This is a genomic window from Stackebrandtia sp. (assembly GCF_035643755.1).
Lineage (GTDB): Bacteria > Actinomycetota > Actinomycetes > Mycobacteriales > Micromonosporaceae > Stackebrandtia.
Genome location: NZ_DASQPW010000111.1, coordinates 26,448 through 44,143 on the forward strand (window position 1 = coordinate 26,448; position 17,696 = coordinate 44,143).

The 17,696-nt window shown below is 68.6% G+C and carries 16 protein-coding genes, 3 tRNA genes and 1 pseudogene; 9 read left to right on the top strand and 11 right to left on the bottom strand.

Annotated elements, in window-relative coordinates:
- Positions 1-15: 15 nt before the first annotated feature.
- Positions 16-2,229 carry a tetratricopeptide repeat protein gene (locus VE172_RS08555; RefSeq protein ID WP_324799896.1) on the bottom strand — a complete coding sequence of 738 codons (2,214 nt, stop codon included), beginning with the start codon at positions 2,227-2,229 and terminating at the stop codon, positions 16-18.
- A 77-nt stretch (positions 2,230-2,306) separates the two neighbouring features.
- Here VE172_RS08555 and VE172_RS08560 point away from each other — a divergent pair, with 77 nt between their 5' ends.
- The 4 genes from VE172_RS08560 to VE172_RS08575 all read left to right on the top strand — a co-directional run bounded on the left by VE172_RS08560 (position 2,307) and on the right by VE172_RS08575 (position 4,983).
- Entirely contained in the window at positions 2,307-2,834 is a 528-nt protein-coding gene (locus VE172_RS08560) for a 2'-5' RNA ligase family protein (protein WP_324799898.1), read from the top strand.
- Positions 2,835-2,889: 55 nt separating this feature from the next.
- Positions 2,890-3,576, top strand: a complete 687-nt coding sequence (locus VE172_RS08565; RefSeq protein ID WP_324799901.1) for an alpha/beta fold hydrolase — start codon at positions 2,890-2,892, stop codon at positions 3,574-3,576.
- 52 nt (positions 3,577-3,628) lie between these two features.
- Positions 3,629-3,985 (top strand): hypothetical protein, encoded by a 357-nt coding sequence (locus VE172_RS08570; RefSeq protein WP_324799904.1) that lies wholly within the window; start codon positions 3,629-3,631, stop codon positions 3,983-3,985.
- A 176-nt stretch (positions 3,986-4,161) separates the two neighbouring features.
- Positions 4,162-4,983: an NAD(P)H-binding protein gene (locus tag VE172_RS08575; protein WP_324799907.1), complete on the top strand. Its 822-nt coding sequence runs from the start codon at positions 4,162-4,164 to the stop codon at positions 4,981-4,983.
- A 141-nt stretch (positions 4,984-5,124) separates the two neighbouring features.
- Here VE172_RS08575 and VE172_RS08580 read toward each other — a convergent pair whose 3' ends face one another.
- The 3 genes from VE172_RS08580 to VE172_RS08590 form a co-directional block, all read right to left on the bottom strand.
- Positions 5,125-5,712: a hypothetical protein gene (locus VE172_RS08580; RefSeq protein WP_324799910.1), complete on the bottom strand. Its 588-nt coding sequence runs from the start codon at positions 5,710-5,712 to the stop codon at positions 5,125-5,127.
- A gap of 63 nt (positions 5,713-5,775) precedes the next feature.
- Entirely contained in the window at positions 5,776-6,849 is a 1,074-nt protein-coding gene (locus tag VE172_RS08585) for a hypothetical protein (protein WP_324799913.1), read from the bottom strand.
- A 5-nt stretch (positions 6,850-6,854) separates the two neighbouring features.
- The gene (locus tag VE172_RS08590) at positions 6,855-7,226 is read right to left on the bottom strand and encodes a hypothetical protein (protein WP_324799916.1); all 372 of its coding nucleotides are present in this window, start codon (positions 7,224-7,226) and stop codon (positions 6,855-6,857) included.
- Between the two features lie 429 nt (positions 7,227-7,655).
- Between VE172_RS08590 and VE172_RS08595 the strand changes: the two genes are divergently transcribed.
- Positions 7,656-9,017: an outer membrane protein assembly factor BamB family protein gene (locus VE172_RS08595; protein ID WP_324799918.1), complete on the top strand. Its 1,362-nt coding sequence runs from the start codon at positions 7,656-7,658 to the stop codon at positions 9,015-9,017.
- An 80-nt stretch (positions 9,018-9,097) separates the two neighbouring features.
- Here the strand turns inward: VE172_RS08595 and VE172_RS08600 are convergent.
- The 3 genes from VE172_RS08600 to VE172_RS08610 all read right to left on the bottom strand — a co-directional run bounded on the left by VE172_RS08600 (position 9,098) and on the right by VE172_RS08610 (position 10,275).
- Positions 9,098-9,172 (bottom strand) — tRNA-Asp (locus tag VE172_RS08600).
- Between the two features lie 30 nt (positions 9,173-9,202).
- Positions 9,203-9,275, bottom strand: a tRNA-Glu gene (locus VE172_RS08605).
- Between the two features lie 136 nt (positions 9,276-9,411).
- Positions 9,412-10,275, bottom strand: coding sequence for a DMT family transporter (locus VE172_RS08610; protein WP_324799921.1), 864 nt, complete (start codon positions 10,273-10,275; stop codon positions 9,412-9,414).
- 99 nt (positions 10,276-10,374) lie between these two features.
- On the opposite strand from VE172_RS08610, the gene VE172_RS08615 reads away from it, so the two are divergent.
- Both VE172_RS08615 and VE172_RS08620 read left to right on the top strand, forming a co-directional pair.
- Positions 10,375-11,238, top strand: coding sequence for a 3-hydroxyacyl-CoA dehydrogenase family protein (locus VE172_RS08615; RefSeq protein ID WP_324799924.1), 864 nt, complete (start codon positions 10,375-10,377; stop codon positions 11,236-11,238).
- Positions 11,208-11,966, top strand: a pseudogene (locus VE172_RS08620) (enoyl-CoA hydratase/isomerase family protein); the annotation flags it as partial. The gene VE172_RS08615 and the pseudogene VE172_RS08620, both read left to right, overlap by 31 nt.
- Before the next feature lie 3 nt (positions 11,967-11,969).
- Here the strand turns inward: VE172_RS08620 and VE172_RS08625 are convergent.
- The gene (locus VE172_RS08625; protein WP_324800014.1) at positions 11,970-12,968 is read right to left on the bottom strand and encodes a T3SS (YopN, CesT) and YbjN peptide-binding chaperone 1; all 999 of its coding nucleotides are present in this window, start codon (positions 12,966-12,968) and stop codon (positions 11,970-11,972) included.
- A gap of 97 nt (positions 12,969-13,065) precedes the next feature.
- Here VE172_RS08625 and VE172_RS08630 point away from each other — a divergent pair, with 97 nt between their 5' ends.
- Positions 13,066-15,294 (top strand): FdhF/YdeP family oxidoreductase, encoded by a 2,229-nt coding sequence (locus VE172_RS08630; RefSeq protein WP_324799927.1) that lies wholly within the window; start codon positions 13,066-13,068, stop codon positions 15,292-15,294.
- Between the two features lie 48 nt (positions 15,295-15,342).
- Here VE172_RS08630 and VE172_RS08635 read toward each other — a convergent pair whose 3' ends face one another.
- Positions 15,343-16,197 carry a mechanosensitive ion channel family protein gene (locus VE172_RS08635; RefSeq protein WP_324799930.1) on the bottom strand — a complete coding sequence of 285 codons (855 nt, stop codon included), beginning with the start codon at positions 16,195-16,197 and terminating at the stop codon, positions 15,343-15,345.
- Between the two features lie 57 nt (positions 16,198-16,254).
- Positions 16,255-16,863 carry a dCTP deaminase gene (gene dcd / locus VE172_RS08640; protein ID WP_324799933.1) on the bottom strand — a complete coding sequence of 203 codons (609 nt, stop codon included), beginning with the start codon at positions 16,861-16,863 and terminating at the stop codon, positions 16,255-16,257.
- A gap of 88 nt (positions 16,864-16,951) precedes the next feature.
- On the opposite strand from dcd, the gene VE172_RS08645 reads away from it, so the two are divergent.
- A tRNA-Gly gene (locus tag VE172_RS08645) sits at positions 16,952-17,025 on the top strand.
- Between the two features lie 79 nt (positions 17,026-17,104).
- Here the strand turns inward: VE172_RS08645 and VE172_RS08650 are convergent.
- Positions 17,105-17,680 carry a TetR/AcrR family transcriptional regulator gene (locus VE172_RS08650; RefSeq protein WP_324799936.1) on the bottom strand — a complete coding sequence of 192 codons (576 nt, stop codon included), beginning with the start codon at positions 17,678-17,680 and terminating at the stop codon, positions 17,105-17,107.
- Positions 17,681-17,696 lie beyond the last annotated feature (16 nt).

A 17,696-nucleotide genomic window follows, 5' to 3' on the forward strand; every position in this document is an offset into this window, starting at 1 on the left:
ACCGCTCCGCGAACCTCACCCCCGCGGGGAGTCGGCCAAGCGTTCCTCCAGGCGCCGGGCCTCGGCCAGGCGGTGCTGCTTTTGGTAGAGCTTCAGCGCCCGCCTCCAGACCTCCCGCGCATGCTGGGGACGGTCCATGGATTCGTGGACCGTCCCTAGACTGTCGAGGGCGTTGGCGACCGTGTAGCTGTTTCCCAGTTCCCCGTACAGGTCCACCGCTTGACCATAGTGGACTATTGCCCGCGCGTGGTCGCCCTGTCGGTGGGTGATGAACCCCAGGCTGTCGGCGGTGTCGGCCATGCCGCGGGTGTCGGCGGACCGCGAGCTCAACGCGAAGGCCCGCTCGCAGCAGCGGCGCGCGGCGTCCAGCTCGCCGAGATGGGCCCGAAACCAACCCTCGGCGTTCAGCGACCGTGCGTACCAGGTGTCGTCGCCCAGCTCCCGCGCCAGGTTCAGCGCGTTCTCGTTGTGGCGCAACGCCTCGCCGTCGTCGAGCTGGCGGTGCCGCAGCTCGGCCAGGGCGGTGTGCACCAGGTAGCGCTCGCGCCGATTGCCGACGGCCTCGGCCAGCCGCAGACCCGCCTCCAGGTACCGCTCGGCGGCGTCGAACTGCCGCACCCGGGTGAGGCTGTCGCCGACGTAGCGCCGCATCATCGCCTCGGCCTCGCGGTCGCCAACCCGGCGCGCGGCGTCCAGGCCCCGCATCCAGCATTCCCGCCCCTCGACGCTGAGCCCGCGCAGCCACTGGTAGGCGCCGATGGCCCAGGCCAGTCTCCAGGTGCGGCCGTCCAGTCTCCTTTCGGCGGCGAGCTTCTGGACGGCCACCAGCGTGGGGTACTCGGCGTCGAACCAGGATTCCGCGGTGTCCTCGTCCAGAGCGACGGGCACGCAACCGGGCACGGACGGCTCGAGGTCGACGACCACGTGGCCGACGCCGAGCAGCGCCGCGGCGGCGCCGTGCGCGGTGTGCAGGTAGAAGTCGATCAGGCGCAGCAGCGCGGGCTCCGACTCCTCGGGCATCGACGCGGCGGACTCCTTGGCGTACAGGAGAACCAGGTCGTGGGAGCGGTAGCGGCGCGCGGCGGTGCGCTCGATCAGGTTGGCGCGTTCCAGCTCGTCGAGCGCGGCCCGGGCGGGACCCGCGGCGAGGCTGTCCACCGCGCGAATATCCACATCGGATGACGGGCTCGCGCCAAGCAGCGCGAACAGCCGCGCGGCCGGCGCCGACAGCACCCGCAGCGAGCCCGCGAACACCGCGCGCAGACCCACGGAGAGCTCGCCGGTGTCCAGGGCGTCCAGCCGGGTGTCCGTGTCGGCGAGTTCGGCGGCGATGGTGGACAGCGCGTGGTCGGGATGGCTTGCGGCGCGGGCCGACACGATGCCCAGGGCCAGCGGCAGCCCCGCGCAGTGGCGCACGATCGCGTTGGTGGCGTCGGGCTCGGCGTCCAGGCGCTCGGGCCCGAGCCGGTCGGCCAGGGCCCGGCGGGAGTCGGCGTCGCCGAAGGCGCCGAGCCGCAGCTGGCGCGCGCCATTGGTCGCCGCCAGGGCGGTCAGGGGCGCGCGGCTGGTGATGAGGACGGTCGCCTCGGTGCCGCCGGGCAGCAGCGGCGTCACCTGCGCGGTGTCGCGGGCGTTGTCCAGGACGAACAGCATCCGGCGCCCCGCCGCCATGGAACGGAACAGACCCGCGCGCGACTGGGCGCCGTCGGGAATGGACTGCGTGGGAACCCCGAAGCCCTCCAACAGTTCCCGCAGCACGGCGTGGGCGTCGAGGGGGTCGTCGGCGGGTTCGAAGCCGCGCAGGTTCACGTACAACTGTCCGTCCGAGAACCGCTCGAGGCGGCGGTGCGCCCAGTGCAGGGCCAGCCAGGTCTTGCCGATCCCGCCCGGCCCCGACAGCACGCACACCAGCGGCCCCGCCGCGGAGTCGGCCATGTCGTCCAAATGATCCACATCGGAGCTTCGACCCGCGAAGCCGTTGGGCGGCGCGGGAAGCCCGCGATTGCCGTCGAAGCGCGGCGCGATCACCCGCTCCCGTTCGCCGTACACCGCCAGCGCCCGCCGGTTCCTCACGCCGCACTTGTGCAGGAGGGAGGAGACGTGGCTTTCCACGGTGCGCACCGAGATCCGCAGCCGCTCGGCGATCTGCGCGTTGGTCTGATGCGCGCCGATCAGGCCCAACACCTCGGACTCCCGCGCCGTCACCTCGCGGGCCGCGTCGCTACTCACGTCCACATCTTGACAAGCCGCGGCCGAAACCGCCACCGTCCGTGTCGACGATTTCCTTGACAGGGCACCATAGGGCGATGTCATCGCGTTACGCCGCCGGCCAGACGGCCCTGGTGATCGCCGTCGGGGCGGCCGAACCCGTGGTCGGCGCGGTGCGCGCCAAGCACGACCCGACCGTCGCCTACGGCATCGTTCCACATGTGACGGTGATGCACCCCTTCCTCCCCGCCGCCGACATCGACGACGAGACGCGCGCCGAGCTCGCCCGCGTCTTCGCCTCGGTCGACGCCTTCGACGCGACCTTCGCGCGCTGCGGCAGGTTCCCCGGCCTGGTGTACCTGGCGCCCGAGCCCGCCGGTCCCTTCAGGGCCCTCACCGCGGCGATCACCGAACGCTGGCCGACGATCGTCGCCTACGAAGGAAAGTACGGCGACCCCGAGCCCCACATGTCGGTCGCGTTCACGAAGGACGACGCCGTCGCGGCGGGCGTGTGCGCCGAGCTCGAACCCGCGCTGCCCTTCGCCACCCGTGTCGAGCGCGCCGAACTGGTGGCGTTCAACGGAAGCGCCTGGGAGTCGGCCGGGGTCTTCCCGCTGGGCGGCTGAGACCGTCGCTCCCCCGCGCTACGGTGTCGGAACCCATCGACGCGGGAGGCACCCCATGGCGAGCTTCGCCCTGATCCACGGCGCGGGCAGCACCGGCTGGGACTGGCATCTGGTCGCCGCCGAGCTGCGGGCCCGCGGGCACGAGGTGCTCGCCCCCGACCTGCCCTGCGGCTCGGCCACCGCCACCCTGGACGACTATGTCGCCGCCGTCGTCGACGCGATCGGCGACCGCGAGGACGTGGTGGTCGTGGCGCATTCGCTGGGCGGATTCACCGCCCCGCTGGTGTGCCGGCGGGTGGCGGCCCGGCTGCTGATCATGGTGACGGCGATGATCCCCGCGCCCGGCGAGCGGGTGGCGGACTGGTGGACCAACACGGGCTACGACAAGGCCACCGCCGGCGACACCCACACCGACGACGAGATCTTCTTCCACGACGTGCCGCCCGAGCTGGCCGCGGCGGCCAAGGCCCAGGCGGTCACGCAGGCCGACGCCGCGATGCTGCAACCGTGGCCGGGCGAGCGCTGGCCCGACGTCCCCACCCGGTTCATCGTCTGCCGCGACGACCGCCTCTTCCCCGCCGAGTGGATGCGCGGCCTGGTCGCCGAGCGCCTCGGCATCGCGCCCGAGGAGATGGACGGCGGCCACTACGTCGCGCTGTCCCGACCCCTGGACCTGGCCGACATGCTGGAGTCCTACCTGAAATTAGGCACGACAGTAACTCCGGTCGCGCTGCCTCGTTGAGCCCCGTGAATGTCAATACCGACATTTGCCACATAGCACACATGGGGGAAGAATGAAACTGGCTCGTACCGCCGCCGTCGTAGTCGGAGCTGCCGCCGCCATCGGGTTCGCCGCACCGGCCTTCGCGTCCTCGCACGTGGCCGAGCACCACGCGGGCGAAACTCCGAACATCCTCGCCGCGGGCGACCGTCTGTGCGCCGTCAACTGGCACGGACGGGTGGCGGATGGCATCTCCGTCAACAACAGCAAGATCAACGACACCTGCGTCCGCAACGCGGGCCACATGGACAAGGACGCCATGATCTCGGTGCTGAACGACGCGTGCGTCGGCAACTGGGACTGGACCAACGTCCTCAACGTCCTGGACTCCAACAGCACCAGCGTCGACGACGTGTGCAGCGATCACTGATCGCATTAGCTGACTGGTAGGCCCCGCCGCGGGCCTGCGCGGGTTTTCTCTTTGGCGACGGGACCGGCATCGACGGTGATGCCGGTCCCGTCGTTTGTCGTTCTTATTGAGGACCGAATCTGTCCGCATACCCCCATATCGTTGGTCTCACCTACAAGACATGAGGAGCGAGGACGATGACGATTCTGGTCACTGGAGCAACGGGAAACGTTGGGCGCCACCTGGTTCGGCAACTGGCGGACGCGGGCCACAAGGTGCGCGCCCTGACCCGCGACGCCTCCAAGGCGCGGCTGCCCGAGGGGGTCGAGGTGGTCACCGGCGACCTCACCGACATCGCCGGACTGGCCCCGGCCTTCGACGGCGTCGAGGCCGTCCACCTGATCAACTTCGGCGGCAACGACTACGGCCTGCTCGACAACGGCGCCGAGCTCGTCGAACTCGCCGTGAAGTCCGGGGTCAAGCGGGTCACCATGCTCACCGGATGGGAGCGGGGCTCGCTGGACGCCGCGGTCGAGGCCAGCCCCCTGGCGTGGACCCGCCTGATGCCCGGCGAGTTCATGTCCAACACCCTGGAATGGGCCGAGCCGATCATCCGCGACGGGCGCATCGAGCAGCCCTTCGGCGGCGGGTACAGCCCGCTCACCCACGAGGCCGACCTCGCCTCGGTGGCGCTGGTCGCGCTCACCACCGACGGCCACGGTGGACAGACCTACAAGGTCAACGGCGCCGAGGTGCTGACCAAGTACGAGCGGCTGCGAATCCTCGGCGAGGCCACCGGCCGCGAGCTGGAGTTCGTCGACCTCACCCCCGCCGAGGCCACCGAGCGCTGGAAGGCCGCCCACCTGCCCGACGAGACCATCGCGTTCCTGCTGCGGGTCTTCGGCGACCTGCCCACCGACCCCTACCCCCTGGAGTCGGACGTGGAGAGGGTGACCGGCAAGCCGCCGCGCCGCTTCGCCCAGTGGGCCGCCGAGCACGCCCCGCGCTTCCGGGCCTGATCGGCCAGCACATCCACTTCGGACTATCCGGCACCGAGCAGGCCGGAGTCCCCACGAGGATGCGAGTCAGGCACGGTCTCGAGTGATCACGAGGATGTCCCACGTCCTTTGGTCACTGTGGAAGACCGTGCCTGACAACGGTTAGGTGACCGGCGCGGTCCACATCTGGCGCCGCATCGGACGGCTGTAGCGCTTGCGGTCCCGATAGGACTCGGGATCGCGCTTTTTGTGGAAGTCGTCGAGCAGCCGATCATATCTGTCGTGGTAGGCGTTCAATATCCGCGGAACGACCGAACGGGCTTCGCTCAGGAACTTTTCCTCGCTGAGGGTGTCCAGTGTGCGCGGCGCGATGGTGACCTTCCACCTCCGCCAGCCCCGGCACGCCAGGGTAATCGAGCCACGCGACGACATGGCCTCGAATTCCAACTGTTTGCGCTTGGCGAACAGCTCCTCCTCCGCCGTCGACAGCGGCTCTTCGTCCTGATCGGACCGAAAGGCACCGGGGGTGCGTGAGCGTGCGGTGAGTGCCGCCTTGCGGTAGCCGACCCACACGAGCTGGCACAGCCCCTCGAACTGGCCCTCCATCGCCGAGGTGGTGTACTCGCGGTAGGCATTTCCGAGAAACTTGATGTCGAAGGCATTGCGCCCCTTGATACGCGCCTTGATGCGTTTGTCCGGTGAGGACACGCGCAGGTCGAGGCGCTCCATGAGTTGTGCGTAGGTTTCCATTGACCCTCCCCGGTGGGCCGGCATGCGCACGGGCAGCGGCGCACGGCGGCCCACATGAGTCGCCTAGTTCGTCGGCGGTTTGAAGTCGTCTTCGAATTGCTTGTCGATGTGCGAATTGCCTTGGCCGTCATAGTCGATGGGGACGTTGCCCTTGGCGTCGGCCACGAACGGCCCGACGATCTTCTTGCGAATCCCGGACTCGGTAATCTTGCCGGCGAGCTTGCCGAGGGCCTCCTTGACCGTGTTCTTGCGTGTGGTCTTGTCGCCGTCGATCTTCTTGATGGCGTCGAGAATGCTGAAGTAGCAGTCCCAGGCGTCGTCGGTGGTCAGATTGAACGGTGTGGGTTTTTCCACCGGTACTGCTCCCACGATGCCGGCGGCCTGCGAGGCACTGGCCGCCAACAGCGGCAACGCGATCGGCGCGTCCGCGCCCGCTGTGGCCGCAGTGGAGGCAACAGTGGCGACCGCGGCGATGACCGTCAGGAACAACTTCGCCGATCCGTCGGGAGAGGCGCAGGCGCCGTCCCAGTCGCCGGCCGCCTTCAGCGCGGTGTCCACAAGGCTCTCGGCGTCGGCGCGAGTGCGTATGTAGACCGCTTGGTGGGCCTCCAGGGTCAATTGCAGGGAGTTGAGCATGAAACGCTGCTCCTGGACGGCCTGGCCCTTGCCGATGTAGAACGGGGCGAAGTTTGTCTTGAACGCGTTCGCCGACTCTCCGGTCCACCCGGGGTCATCGGGGGTACCGTCCCCGCCGACCTTCTTCAGCGCCGACTGGATGTAGTCGGCCACGTGGTGGCCCGGGATGGTGTCAAAGCCCTTGGCCTCCACGGTCTTGTCCCACAGGTTGTCGCAACCCAGCCGCAGGGCGGCGGTGGACAGCGCGTCGATACCTTGCTTGAAGGAGCCGGGATCGGTGGCGATGAGCTCCTGCAACTCCTCCTTCAGATAGTTGGTGGACCCGTAGCCGTACCCGTCGAAGGTCACGGGGTCGCCCCCGGATCCGTTGTCGGACAACCCGCCGTCGTTGTGTTTCAGCTTCTTGACGAGATCGTCGATCTTGCCGTTCATCCGGTCGATGTATTGCTGCCCGGACATCTTGTCGATGAGGGGTTCCAGGTCGTCGAGTGCGTCATTCATTCGGTTTAGCGCCCTTCCGCGTGCCGGACAAGGTCGTCATCCGATCGGGTGTTATCGGACCAGCCGTCGGGGCCGAGTTTGGGCAGGGACGTCAAGTCGGCGTCGTGCTTCAGTTCCGTGGCGGCGGCGGAGTCGTGGGCGGCGAGGTCGTAGGCGAGGAGCCGTAGCACGTTGCCGGCCTCCCACATGTTGCTGTCGCAGTCCACGATGATTCGTGAGGTCTGTGTGAGCGCCTCGGTCCAATAGCCTTGATCCGGCACCGAAACCGATGTGACATCGCCATCGATGTCCTTATAGACCCCAGCCGCGGCAGGTAGGTCCTCCTTGCCCGCCAAGTGGAGTTGATAGAGGTCTGCTCCCAGGGTTGCCAATGTCATTCTCCCTATGGTTCGCGCCGCAGGGGATCGCGGCATGTGAAGTGCTTCCCGATCGCGGAGTACCACTCCGCTCGATATTGTCTATCTACAAGAGATGCCGAGATAGAGAGCAATCGATGGCAACACGCCATCCCGAATTTCCCGCTGTTTCAAGGCCTTTCCATGTCAAGCGTCGGCGCGATAGCCGCGGTGCTGCTCCCGTTAGCTAGCTATGGATCCCGCATCTCCGTCAAGGCTTTACGGATAGCCACATTACACGACATCGACGCAATCATCATCATCAATGTGTGCCAACCACTGACCTAATTCCGCGCAAAGTGGACGATGCGGTTGGAACGACTCGAGGGCGCCTGACCTGGCACCAAACGGTTGCGTGCCTCCATATCTGAGATCTCGGACGATCTCTGCGGGCGGAGCATACTGGGGGCCATGAGCGATCTAAGGCGCCTTGGTCGAGCAGTTTCGGTGGCTTGTGTGGTGGCATTGACGGTGGGGGCGTGCTCGTCCGGCAAGTCCGAAAAGGTATTGCCGAACGCCACGGCGCAATGGACTTCGCATGTGGGCGCCCCGTCGTCCAGCGATGTCATTGCCACCGACAAATACGTGTTCGTGGAGACTCGGAATGCCTCGAGTTCGCGTGACGGCTTCCAGGTCCTGGACGCCGCGACAGGTGAAAGGAAATGGGATCTTCCTCCGGCGGACGATGATCGTCTGATCTGGGTCGGCGACACCGCGGTCGTGGTGACGGAGCACGGCGATGACGGCAAGCAGACCACTGTGTACAGCTCCTCGACGGGAAGGAGGATGTACACCACCGGCCCCGAGGACATCAACACGACGTGGCCGGTCGTCACGAACGACACGTTGGTTCAGGGCAATGAAAGTGCTGCCGCCAGCCATAGCGGCGCCGAGGCGATCGGGATCGACCTGGCCACGGGGAAAAAACGCTGGTCCACCGACCTCCCGGGCAAGCCAGGATCCTTTATGGATTTGTCGGTGGCCGCGCCGAAATCGGACGGGGAACTTCAGGGCGGCACCGAAAAACACACACTTCAACAAGCCAGCACGACGCCGCTCGTCTTCGCCGGCACCGGCCAGGACCCGGAGGTCATGGACTCCACCGTTTCGCTGGACACAGCCACCGGGAATACGAAGTGGACATGGAAGAAACCGCTCAACGGCAAGACATCCGGCCATGACGTAGGAACATTGAGCAATGGCGACTTTTGGTATGTCCGAGGATCCTGCCCGGACACCAGCATCGACGTGATCGACGCCAAGGACGGGAAGGTCACGACGACGCCGGCCGAGCGCACCTTCTTCGACAGCGAGGGCTCTTCGACCTGTGAGGGGGGCGCCGACGACGGCGTCTTCCCCGTCGAAAAGACCCTGGCCATGGCGCAAAACGACAAGCACCGTCCCGAAGTCATCGACCTCACCACAGGAAAACCTATGTGGACCGCGAAGGAATCCGGTACGCCGCTGGTTCTGCACCGTAAGGTGGCGATCTACAGCGCGGCGGGCGAGAAACGACGCTCGGATACCAGCGCCGTCGATGTGGCCACCGGAAAACGGCTGTGGAAAGAACACGGCGACGACACGCTTAACCGGCCCGGGTGGGTGGAGTCCGCATGCGACGACCTCGTATTCTCCTCCGACCAGACGTACACCTACGCCTTCGACCTGCGTACAGGCAGGGGGCGGTGGCGGACGGCCGGGAACCTAGAAGCCATCGACGCCGACTTCTACTTCGTCATCAACAAGAAGGGGCTCACCGCCATCCCGCGATGAGACACGCCGCCAAACAGGCCCAACCAAAAACCGGCTCCCCAGATCTCTGGGAAACCGGCTGTGAGCTGGTGTAACACTTGCGGTCCCGACGGGATTTGAACCCGCGACCTCCGCCTTGACAGGGCGGCGAGCACTCCATGCTGCTCCACGGGACCTGGTCCGAGGTGAACCCGGTCTGTTGTGCGTGCCCCCAACGGGATTCGAACCCGTGCTACCGCCTTGAAAGGGCGGCGTCCTAGGCCACTAGACGATGGGGGCGCTGGGCCATCATGTCATACGGTCGCTTTCGGCCACGTGCCATATATCGATGACCTCGCATGCCACCGTCCGCGAGCCGTCGGAGGCTTGGAAAGCATACGTGATGGGTTCGCGAACCCCAAATCGGGGGGTCGGCTCAGTGTGCGGTGGCCAAGGCGACCACTCCGGCGAGCACGAGGCACGCCCCGGCGACCCGGCGTCCCGCCTGGGGTTCGCGCAGCAGCAGCCACGCGAAGACGCTGCCCACCACGATGCTGAGCTCGCGGGCGGGGGCCACCAGGCTGACCGGGGCGAAGCGGTAGGCGAACAGCACCAGGATGTAGGCGGCCGGGGCGATCGAGGCCACGGTGAGGATCGGGCCGCGGTATTTTGTCCATATCGGATGGATCTCGGTGCGGTGCTTCCAGGCGTGCGGGGTGAGCAGGGCCGCGCGCACCAGGTTGTTGCCCCAGTCGTAGAGGATCGGCGAGATCGCCAGCGGACCCACCGCCCAGGCGTCGAACACGGTGTAGGCGGCGATGAAGACGCCGGTGAGGACGCCGTAGCCGATCCCGGCGGCCAGGGCGGCGTCGCGGCGGCCCGGCTGGAACCCGATGACGAAGATGCCCCCCACCACGCCGGCCGCGCCCGCCAGGCCGACGACGCCGGTCTTCTCGTGGAACAGCGCGATGGCCAGACCCACCGACAACAGCGGCCCGGTGCCGCGGGCCAGCGGGTACACCACCGACAGGTCGCCGCGCTGGTATCCGCGTTGCAGCACAAGGGAATACGCCACGTGGAGGACGCCGGTGACGAGGATCGCGCCCGCCAGGGCCCAGCTGAGGCGGGGCGGGTAGGCCACCGCCGCCACGGCGACCACGGGCAGGTAGATGACCCCCGAGCCGAGGGAGTTGATCCACACGAAGACGGCACCGGCGTCGGCGGCCTTCTTGGCGGCGAGGTTCCACAGGGCGTGGCAGACGGCGGCGGCGCCAACCAGGACGATGGCGAGGGGGTCCACCCGGGACACGCTAATGGCGCCGCGGGCGGCGCGGGCTGGGTTTGTGGCGACGCTCACCGGTACCGTAGCGGCGTTGTCGGACACGAGAAGGGCATCGGGATGTCACAGCGGTTGGTCGTCGTCGGCGCCGGGACCATGGGTGCCGGGATCGCCTATGTCGCGGCGGGAAGCGGATGCGACGTGGTGGTCGTCGACGTGGACGCGGGGCGCGGCGCCGCCGCGCGGCAACAGATCCGGGGCTGGGCCGACAAGGCGGTAGCGCGCGGACGGTCCACTGAGGCCGATGCCGCGGCGCTGCTGGAGCGGCTGGGCGTTATGACGAATCTCACCGAGGTGGCGCCTGGGCCCGACGTGGTCGTCGAGGCGGTTCCCGAGAACGTCGACCTGAAGCGGCGGGTGCTGGCCGACGCGGAGGAGCTCGAGCCGAAGCTGTTGGGCTCCAACACCTCCAGCATCTCCATCGACTCGCTTGCCGCGGGACTGCGCCGCCCCGAACGCTTCTGCGGCCTGCACTTCTTCAACCCCGTGTACGCCATGGCGCTGCTGGAGATCGTGGTCGGCGAGGCCACCGACGACGACGCCCGACGGGCCGCCCTCGGCCTGGCCGACCGCCTCGGCAAGCAACCCATCGTGGTGCGCGACTCCCCCGGCTTCGCGACCTCGCGGCTGGGCAACGCGCTGGGGCTGGAGGCGATCCGGATGCTCGAAACCGGCGTGGCCTCGGCCGTCGACATCGACCGCGCGATGGTGCTGGGCTACCGCTACCCGATGGGGCCGCTCGAACTGTCCGATGTGGTGGGACTCGACGTCCGGCTCGACATCTCCCGCACCCTGCAAAGGGCGTACGGCGACCGCTTCTCGCCCCCGCAGCTGTTGCTCGACATGGTCGCCGAGGGCAAGCTCGGCAGGAAGACCGGCGAGGGCTTCTATCGCTGGATCGACGGCGAGAAGGTGAACCCGTGAATCTCGACACCCTGCTGGTGGACGAGCGCGACGACCGCCTGGTCGTCACGCTGAACCGCCCCGACAAGCGCAACGCCATCGACCAGGCCATGGTGGACGACCTGCACCGCGTGTGCTCCGCACTGGAGTCCCGGCCCCGGCTGCTGGTGCTCACCGGCGGCGACCAGGGCACCTTCGCCGCGGGCGCCGACATCGCCCAGCTTCGCGACCGCGACTCCTCCGATGCCTTGCGCGCCATCAACTCCGGCCTGTTCGCCCGGATCAGGGCGCTGCCGCTGCCCTCGGTGGCGGCGGTGGACGGGCCCGCGCTGGGCGGCGGCGCCGAGCTGGCCTACGCCTGCGACATCCGGGTGTGCTCGGACCGGGCGTTCTTCGGCCAGCCGGAGGTGCGGCTGGGCATCCTGGCCGGGGCCGGAGCCACCCACCGGCTGCCCGAGCTGGTCGGCGAGAGCCTCGCCAAGGAGCTGCTGTTCACCGGGCGCCGCCTGCCCGCCGCCGAGGCGCTGGCCGCCCGGCTGGTCAGCCGCGTCACGGAGCCGCGGGACCTGTTGGCGGCGGCCCATTCCGTCGTCGACGACATGGCCAAGGCCTCGCCGCTGGCCCTGCGGCTCACCAAGCTCGCCGTCGACGCCCCCGAGGGCGCGCACCCGCGCGTCGAGCTGGCCGCCCAGGCGGTGCTGTTCGACGACGCCGAGAAGCACCGCCGCATGACCAGGTTCCTGGAGAAGTCCTTAGAGGTACATCCCGGTGGGCGGGGTGTCGTCGTCGGCGGTGATGGACTGCTTGTCGAAGAAGCGCCGACCGCCGAACTTGGTCTGGAGCCGGTCGTCCAGGTCGTCGGCCAGGCGGGTCATCGACTCCACCGCCAGCATGAGGTGCCGGGGCTGGAAGTCCCTGCCGTACACCGGAACCGAGGCCCAGATGGTGCCGTCGGCGTAGTAAAGCCGCCCGATCGGCAGCCGCCGGGTCAGCTCGGACAGCTCGCGGTAGAGGCGCTCGGTCGGCGCCACCTCGGTGAGCAGCGGCGAATACACGTCCACAATGGCGGGACGATCGCCGGGCTTGATGAACACCATCGCCGAGCCCGCGCGCACGCTGATCTCGCCGCTCTCGTCGATGGCCAGGTGCGCCGGGGTGGTGCGCTGCATCGCCGCCACGACCGTGGTCACCATGTCCGCCAGGGGGCCCGCCGCCGACGGCGTCGGAGCGGGCTCGTCGTCGTCCTCGGGCTCCTCGCCGCGCATCAGCGGGCGGGCCGGGGCCAACACCAGGCTCGCACCGTCGCCGTCGCCCACCGGGCGGTAGTCGTAGGTGAGAAACGCCGGGTGCGGCGCCCCGTACACGTCGCGCATCGTCCGCGACACGATGGTCGCCAGGCGATCGGCCTCGTCCGCGGGCGAATCCAGCCCGAAGCGATCCGCGGTGCCGTCCAACACACCCGGCGGCTGCCAACCCAGCGCCACCAGCTGGCCCACGGCCGCGCGCCCCAACTGCGCCGTGCCCGGCGGCAGGGTGGCGTTGCTGGTGGCGTCGGCGCGGATCTGGCTCTCGGCGGGCACGCTCAGCGCCACGTCGTACACGGCATTGCCGGTGCCGGCGCTGGTCGGATCGAGGATCAACGACAGGTCCGCCCCCACCGGCAGGCCGGGAAGCACCGCGGCCAGGGCGGCGGTGAAGTCATGCCACGCCGTGGCGACTTTCGCGGTCAGATCCGGAGCGTTGTCTTCCATGTCCGCTGACATTACTGACCGCCCGGGCATGATCGCCAGCCCGTGTACCTCACGCGTGTGCGAGCCCTCAGGTACTAGATTGGAACCGGGAGGAACCATGGCTCACGACGATCCCGCGTTCGGCAAACCCAAGAAGGCGGCCGCCGGCGTACCCGGCGTCCTGTCCGGCCTGCGCTACGCCCTCGGCAAACCCGGCGTCCAGCGCGGCTCGCGCGCGCTGCTGCGCATCAACCAGGTCGACGGCTTCGACTGCCCCGGCTGCGCGTGGCCCGAGCCCGCCGACCGCGGGCACATCGAGTTCTGCGAGAACGGCGCCAAGGCCGTCGCCGAGGAGGCCACCCGCAACCGCGCCGACATCGAGTTCTTCGCCGCCCACCCGATCTCGGAACTCGCCGCCTGGGACCACCACCGGCTGGGGCGCGTCGGACGCATCGCCCACCCGATGGTGCGGCGGCCCGGAAACGACTGCTACGAGGCGATCTCGTGGTCCGACGCGTTCCGGCTCATCGCCGACCAGCTGCGCGGATTGGACAGTCCACATCAGGCGGTGTTCTACACCAGCGGACGCACGTCCAACGAGGCCGCGTTCGCGTATCAGTTGCTGGCCAGGGCATACGGCACCAACAACCTCCCCGACTGCTCCAACATGTGCCACGAGTCGTCCGGCGTCGCGCTGTCACAGACCATCGGCATCGGCAAGGGCTCGGTCACACTGGACGACATCCACGCCGCGTCGCTGCTGGTGGTCGTCGGCCAAAACCCCGGCACCAACCACCCCCGGATGCTGTCGGCGCTGGAGAAGGCGAAACGCAACGGCGCCAAGATCCTGGCGATCAACCCGCTGCCCGAGGCCGGGCTGCTCAACTTCGCCAACCCGCAGACCCCGCGCGGCCTGGTCGGCGGCGGCACCCCGCTGGCCGACGAGTTCCTCAAGGTCCGCCTCGGCGGCGACCAGGCGCTGTTCGCCGCCTTCGGCGCCCTGCTGCGCGAATGGGGCGCGGTCGACAAGGAGTTCATCGACGCCCACACCGCGGGCTTCGACTCCTACCAATCATCCACACTCGACTGGGACGCGGTCGAGGCCGCCTGCGGGCTCACCCGCGCCGAGATCGAGACCGGCGCGCGGATGCTCGCCGCCAGCGACGCCACCATCGTGTGCTGGGCCATGGGCCTCACCCAGCACCGCGACGCCGTCGCCACCATCCAGGAGATCGTCAACGTTCAGCTCCTGCGCGGCATGATCGGCAAGCCCGGTGCGGGCCTGTGCCCGGTGCGCGGCCACAGCAACGTCCAGGGCGACCGCACCATGGGCATCTGGGAGATCCCTCCACCCTGGACTTCCAGGCTCGAGGAGGAATTCGGGATCACGGTGCCCCGCGACACCGGCTTCCACACCGTCGACGCGATCCGCGCCATGCGCGACGGCCGCGCCAAGGTCTTCGTCGGGCTGGGCGGCAACTTCGCCTCCGCCGGGCCCGACACCGCCGTGATCGAGGACGCCCTGCGCGGCTGCGACCTCACCGTCCAGATCTCCACCACCCTGAACCACTCGCACGTGGTGCCCGGCCGCACCGCCCTCATCCTGCCCACCCTGGGCCGCACCGAACGCGACACCCAGGTCGCCGGCGACCAGTTCGTCACGGTGGAGGACTCGATGAGCTGCGTGCACTCCTCGCGCGGCCGCCTCGCCCCGGCCTCGCCGTACCTGCTCAGCGAGGTCGCGATCGTGTCCCGGCTCGGCCGCGAGCTGCTCGGCGACGACCTGCCCTGGCGGGACTTCGCCGCCGACTACCGCGCGGTGCGCGAGCGCATCGCCCGCGTGGTGCCCGGCTTCGACGACTACGAGCGCCGGGTGCGCGGCGTCGGCTTCACCCTGCCGCACCCGCCGCGCGACTCCCGCAGCTTCAAGACCACCGACGGCAGGGCCCACTTCACCACCAGCCCGCTGTCCACCATCGAGGTCCCGCGGGGGCGGCTGCTGCTGCAGACCCTGCGCAGCCACGACCAGTACAACACCACCATCTACGGCCTCAACGACCGTTACCGCGGGGTCAAGCAGTCCCGCCGCGTCGTGTTCGTCCACCCCGACGATCTCGAGGCCGCGGGAGTCGCCGACGGCGAACACATCGACGTCGTCAGCGAATGGAAGGACGGGGTTTCCCGTCGCGTCAACGACTTCCGCGCGGTGGCCTACCCGATCGCCCGCGGCTGCGCGGCCGCCTACTTCCCCGAGGCCAACCCGCTGGTGGCACTGGACTCCACCGCCAAGGGCTCCCACACGCCGGTGTCCAAGGCCATCGTGGTGCGTCTCGCCAAGCGCGCATAGCAACGGGGGGCACGGCTCGCGCCGTACCCCCCGTTGCTTCCCCCTCGATCACGCGCCGGTCTGCGGGGGTTGCTCCCCCGACGGCGGCGGCGTGTAGTACTGCTGCTGTTGCTGGCCACCGGTCTCGGTGTAGTGCTGCTGCTGTTGCTGCTGCTGCACGTCCATTCCGGAATCGGTGTACTGCTGCGAGGTGTAGGTCGACTGCCCGAACTCCGGCTGTTGCTGCTGCCGGTTGGACATCTGGGTCTTCAGGTTCGACGCCTCGTTCTCGGCGGCGCCGAGCATCCGCTCCCAGCGGTTGCGCATCGGCATCACCAGGCCGCCGCCGACGCCCACGACCACCACGCCGACCACCATGGCCAGCGCCGCGATCAGGATCGGCTCGGTCACCGTGGTGGCGATGCCGATCTGGTTGAGCGCCGCGATACCGGCCACCGCGATGATCCCCACCTGGGCCACCCGCGCCATCGGCCGTCCATAGGAGACCGAACTCATGACGCCCGACACCAGGTTGAACACGGTGTCGCCGATGGCGAAGGCCACCACCATGATCACGCCCGCGATGAACAGCTGCGGCAACCAACCGACCAGGTCGTTGATCACGTTGCTGACCGGGTTGGCCCCGAAGACGTTGAAGGCCATCTGCAAGGCGAACAACATGATCAGCGCGTAAACCAGGGTGCCGGTCAACTCGCTCGCGGTGTACTTGCCGGTGAACCGCCGCAGTCCGCCCCGCTCGGTTATGCGATCCAGCCCGACCCGGGCCAGCAGCTTCGAGATCCCCTTGCGCAGCAGCTTCGCGATGATCCAACCCACGATGAGAATGGCCACGAAGGCGACGGCCTTTGGTAGGAACCGACCCACGTCGTCCAACGCGTTTTGGAGACTCTGCGAAATGTTCATGCCCCGCACGCTAGTGCCGCATGTTCCGATTCGGGGTAGTTTGCCGGAATTGACCGGCTATTTTGGTCGGTCCCGCCCGGGCTCGCCCTCGCCGGTGGGCCAGGTCCGCCAGTTGCGCCACGCCCGGCTCGGCGTCGGCCCCCGCTGCCCCTGGTACCGCGACCCGTAGATCGCCGACCCGTACGGATGCTCGGCGGGCGAAGACAACCGGAACAGGCACAGCTGCCCGACCTTCATCCCGGGCCACAGCGTGATCGGCAGGTTCGCCACATTGGACAATTCGAGGGTGACGTGCCCGGAGAACCCCGGGTCGATGAACCCGGCCGTCGAATGCGTCAACAACCCCAGCCGGCCCAGGGAGCTCTTTCCCTCGAGCCTCCCGGCCAGGTCGTCGGGGAGCGTGATCATCTCGAGGGTGGAGCCGAGCACGAACTCGCCGGGGTGCAGGACGAAGGGCTCGCCGTCGGGGACCTCGGTGAGCGCGGTGAGTTCGTCCTGCCGCTCGGCCGGGTCGATGTGGGTGTACTTCTGGTTGTTGAAGGCGCGGAACCACCGGTCCAGGCGCACGTCCACACTGGAGGGCTGGATCAGGTCGGGGGCGAAGGGCTCGACCCCGAGGCGTCCGGATTTGATGGCGGCCACGATGTCACGGTCCGACAGGAGCATGCCCGCGATGCTAGACCGAATTGCCCGTTTCCCGCGCACCGGGCGTGCGCGACCCGGGCTCGCGCCATCGGCTACAGTAGGGTGCCTCGCGAATGTAGTTCAATGGCAGAACATCAGCTTCCCAAGCTGAATATGCGGGTTCGATTCCCGTCATTCGCTCCAAATAAGACATTCGGCCCGAGTCGGCCGACGAACACCTGACGGCGGCGTACGCGACGCGCCTGGCGCCGCCCGGCCCCGCTCAGGACCCTCCGAAGATCAGGTCGAGATGGGCGTCCAGCGCGGCGATCGCGTCCTTCTCCGCGAACTGCCGCGACAGCAGCTGCATGCCGAGACCGTCGACGAGCGCCATCAGGCCGATCGCCGCGAGGTCGGTGTCGATGCCGTGCGCGCCGGCCGCGCGCAGCTGGCCCGCGATGAACCCGCGCATCCCCGCCGAGCCCTCGCGCAGTCCTTCCTGGATCGCGGGCTTCACCGCGGCGTACGCGAGGAACGCGAGCCCGACGTGGCCTTCGAGCCGCCGGGTCTCGTCGAGGGGCAGGATCTGGAGGAGGACGCCGCGGACGAGTTCGCGCGGTGTCGCGGCGGCGGCCTCGGCTTCGGAGCGGGCCCGGATCCGGTCCGCGACCATGCCGAGCGCGAACGTCATCATCTCGTCCTTGGTGCGGAAGTAGTGCTGCACCATCCCGGTCGAGACGCCCGCTTCGGCGGCCACCTGGCGCAGGCTCACGCCTGCCAACCCGTGCGTGGCGGCTAGCCGCGTCAGCGCGTCGGCGAGCAGCTCTCGGCGTTCACGATGGTCGACCTTGGACGGCATACGGCCACTTTACATT

Excerpts from the sequence above, each read along its gene's own strand:
- VE172_RS08615 (WP_324799924.1), top strand. The coding sequence starts at position 10,375 with ATGTCACAGCGGTTGGTCGTCGTCGGCGCCGGGACCATGGGTGCCGGG.
- VE172_RS08575 (WP_324799907.1), top strand. The coding sequence starts at position 4,162 with ATGACGATTCTGGTCACTGGAGCAACGGGAAACGTTGGGCGCCACCTG.
- VE172_RS08595 (WP_324799918.1), top strand. The coding sequence starts at position 7,656 with ATGAGCGATCTAAGGCGCCTTGGTCGAGCAGTTTCGGTGGCTTGTGTG.
- dcd (WP_324799933.1), bottom strand. The coding sequence starts at position 16,863 with ATGCTCCTGTCGGACCGTGACATCGTGGCCGCCATCAAATCCGGACGC.
- VE172_RS08635 (WP_324799930.1), bottom strand. The coding sequence starts at position 16,197 with ATGAACATTTCGCAGAGTCTCCAAAACGCGTTGGACGACGTGGGTCGG.
- VE172_RS08580 (WP_324799910.1), bottom strand. The coding sequence starts at position 5,712 with ATGGAAACCTACGCACAACTCATGGAGCGCCTCGACCTGCGCGTGTCC.
- VE172_RS08625 (WP_324800014.1), bottom strand. The coding sequence starts at position 12,968 with ATGGAAGACAACGCTCCGGATCTGACCGCGAAAGTCGCCACGGCGTGG.
- VE172_RS08570 (WP_324799904.1), top strand. The coding sequence starts at position 3,629 with ATGAAACTGGCTCGTACCGCCGCCGTCGTAGTCGGAGCTGCCGCCGCC.
- VE172_RS08590 (WP_324799916.1), bottom strand. The coding sequence starts at position 7,226 with ATGACATTGGCAACCCTGGGAGCAGACCTCTATCAACTCCACTTGGCG.
- VE172_RS08650 (WP_324799936.1), bottom strand. The coding sequence starts at position 17,680 with ATGCCGTCCAAGGTCGACCATCGTGAACGCCGAGAGCTGCTCGCCGAC.
- VE172_RS08585 (WP_324799913.1), bottom strand. The coding sequence starts at position 6,849 with ATGAATGACGCACTCGACGACCTGGAACCCCTCATCGACAAGATGTCC.
- VE172_RS08630 (WP_324799927.1), top strand. The coding sequence starts at position 13,066 with ATGGCTCACGACGATCCCGCGTTCGGCAAACCCAAGAAGGCGGCCGCC.
- VE172_RS08565 (WP_324799901.1), top strand. The coding sequence starts at position 2,890 with ATGGCGAGCTTCGCCCTGATCCACGGCGCGGGCAGCACCGGCTGGGAC.
- VE172_RS08560 (WP_324799898.1), top strand. The coding sequence starts at position 2,307 with ATGTCATCGCGTTACGCCGCCGGCCAGACGGCCCTGGTGATCGCCGTC.